The sequence below is a fragment of the uncultured Gemmiger sp. genome, assembly GCA_944388105.1.
Classification (GTDB): domain Bacteria; phylum Bacillota; class Clostridia; order Oscillospirales; family Ruminococcaceae; genus Gemmiger.
This window is the reverse complement of the sequence record CALXHN010000170.1, coordinates 1-2,901: the sequence shown is the minus strand read 5'-3', so window position 1 is coordinate 2,901 and position 2,901 is coordinate 1. Positions and strand designations below refer to the sequence as shown.

Sequence of the window (2,901 nt, the reverse complement as noted above, 5' to 3'; positions counted from 1 at the left end):
GAGATGCGGCCCACGCTCATGGCGGCGCCGTTCTGGGTCTTGATGGCGGCCAGATAGCCGAAGTACAGCCACTGGACAGCTTCCTTGGCGTCCTTGGCGGGGGCGGAGATGTCGTAGCCGTAGATGGCGGCCATCTCCTTCATCCCCTTCAGGGCGTTGATCTGCAGGGCGATCTCCTCCCGCAGACGGATGACGTCGTCGGTCATGGTGCCGTCGCCGCAGTTGGCAAAGTCCTCCTGCTTGGCGGCGATCAGATGGTCGATGCCGTACAGGGCCACACGGCGGTAGTCGCCCACGATGCGGCCGCGGCCGTAGGTGTCGGGCAGGCCGGTGATGATGTGGCTGTGACGGGCCTTCTTCATCTCGGGGGTGTAGGCGTCAAACACCGCCTGGTTGTGGGTGCGGGCATATTTGGTAAAGATCTCGTGCAGCTTCTCACTGGGCTGGTAGCCGTAGGTGGTGCAGGCCTGCTCCGCCATCTTGATGCCGCCGTAGGGCATGAAGGCACGCTTCAGGGGCTTGTCGGTCTGCAGACCCACGATCTGCTCCAGATCTTTCAGGTCCTCTTTGATGTAGCCGGGGCCGTAGGCGGTCAGGCCGGAGACGACCTCGGTCTCCATGTCCAGCACGCCGTTCTTGGCGCGCTCTTCCTTCTGCAGTTCCTGCAAAGCGCCCCACAGCTTGTTGGTGGCTTCGGTGGGACCGGCCAGGAAGGAAGAATCCCCGTCATAGGGGCGGTAGTTCTTCTGGATAAAATCCCGGACGTTGACTTCCTCTTTCCAGATGCGGCCTTCAAAGCCTTCCCACTGGGGATAATTGTACATCGACGGTACCTCCTTATAAAAAGGGAAAAAAGGGTGGTTCCAAACACGCGGGGTGCGCGGTCTGATGGGGTCGCGGTCCCGGGTGCTGTCCTCAGTATACCCCCGGCGGGGGGCCGGGAATGTTGCTGAGGCAACGCAGGCAGGACCTTCCAGCCGGGTGGTTAGTTAATGCTAACCACCCGGACCCCTATTTTACCACATTTCCGGGAATTTGCAAGGGGGAAAATCACCCCGGCGCATCCCAAAAATCGTCTGTATACGGTCAAATAGGGGGACAACAAGATGAATTATACAAAATATCTATCTATTCCACAAGGGTCTAGTGCAAAATACGGTAACATTCCACAAGAGAATCGTCAAATTGCCAATATTTTAACAAAAAAATCGTACAACATTCTATGCAATACTACTTTACGAAACGGGAACAAATTTGGTAAAATGAGAGCAAGCAAAAGCGTTCCTGTACCGCAGGGCTGCCCGACAAACGGGCTGCGGCGCGGGGAAACTTTCTCCTGCAAACTGAGTGTACGGGGCCATGGTCTGTCCGTGGGCCCCGTATGCCCGTGTGCGGGTGCTGAATCCAAATTGGTGGGTCTCTAGGCTTTGGCGGCCTTCGGCACACCGAAGTAAACGGAGGAAGAAACATGCCAAGAGCAAAACAGTCCATGGATGGCAACACCGCTGCGGCCCACGTAGCGTATGCGTTCACCGACGTAGCTGCCATCTACCCCATCACCCCCTCCAGCCCGATGGCCGACACCGTTGACCAGTGGAGCGCCGCGGGGCTGAAGAACATCTTCGGCAACCAGGTCAAGGTCGTTGAGATGGAATCCGAGGCCGGTGCGGCCGGCGCCGTGCACGGCTCTCTGGGCACCGGTGCCATCACCACCACCTTCACCGCGTCCCAGGGCCTGCTGCTGATGATCCCCAACATGTACAAGATCGCGGCCGAGGGCCTGCCCTGCGTCTTTGACGTTTCCGCCCGTACCGTCGCGACCCATGCGCTGAACATCTTCGGCGATCACAGCGACGTTTACGCCACCCGCCAGACCGGTTTCGCCATGCTGGCGGAATCCAACCCCCAGGAAGTCATGGACCTGTCCCCCGTGGCGCATCTGTCCGCCATTGAGGGCCGCGTTCCCTTCGTGAACTTCTTCGACGGCTTCCGTACTTCTCATGAGATCCAGAAGATCGAGAAGTGGGACTACGAGGATCTGAAGGAAATGTGCAACATGAAGGCTGTGGAGGAATTCCGCGCCGCTGCACTGAACCCCGAGCATCCCAAGACCCGCGGCAGCCATGAAAACGGCGATATCTTCTTCCAGCATCGTGAGGCCTGCAACAGCGCTTACAATGCCCTGCCCGCCGTTGTCAAGAAGTACATGGACAAGATCAACGCCAAGATCGGCACCAACTACGATCTGTTCAACTACTACGGCGCCGAGGACGCTGACCGCGTCATCATCGCCATGGGCTCCATCTGCGACGTGGCCGAGGAAGTCATCGACTACCTGACCGCCAAGGGTGAGAAGGTCGGCCTGGTTCTGGTCCGCCTGTATCGTCCCTGGGTCTCCGAAGCCCTGCTGAAGGTCCTGCCCAAGACCGTCAAGAAGATCGCCGTTCTGGACCGCACCAAGGAGCCCGGCTCCCTGGGCGAGCCCCTGTACCTGGATGTGGCCGCCACTCTGCGTGAGGCCGGCCTGAACGACATCGTCCTGACCGGCGGCCGTTACGGCCTGGGCTCCAAGGACACCCCGCCGTCCAGCGTCTTTGCCGTGTACAAGGAACTGGAGAAGGATGCCCCCAAGGCCCGCTTCACCATCGGCATCGTGGACGACGTCACCAACCTGAGCCTGCCCGAAGTCAAGCCCGCTCCCATCACCTCCGCTCCCGGCACCAAGGAGTGCAAGTTCTGGGGCCTGGGCGGCGACGGCACTGTCGGCGCCAACAAGAACTCCACCAAGATCATCGGCGACCATACCGACAAGTACATTCAGGCGTACTTCCAGTATGACTCCAAGAAGACCGGCGGCGTGACCATCAGCCACCTGCGTTTCGGCGACAAGCCCATCCGCAG

The 2,901-nt window shown here is 59.6% G+C and carries 2 protein-coding genes; one reads left to right on the top strand and one right to left on the bottom strand.

The genetic code is table 11. From position 1 onward, the window contains the following. Positions 1-824 (bottom strand): pyruvate formate lyase family protein (locus Q0K17_RS11245; protein WP_294542998.1); only part of this gene is annotated, 824 nt, incomplete at its 3' end. A 644-nt stretch (positions 825-1,468) separates the two neighbouring features. On the opposite strand from Q0K17_RS11245, the gene Q0K17_RS11240 reads away from it, so the two are divergent. Next, a partial coding sequence (locus Q0K17_RS11240) for a 2-oxoacid:acceptor oxidoreductase family protein (RefSeq protein ID WP_294542997.1) occupies positions 1,469-2,901 on the top strand: 1,433 nt, incomplete at its 3' end.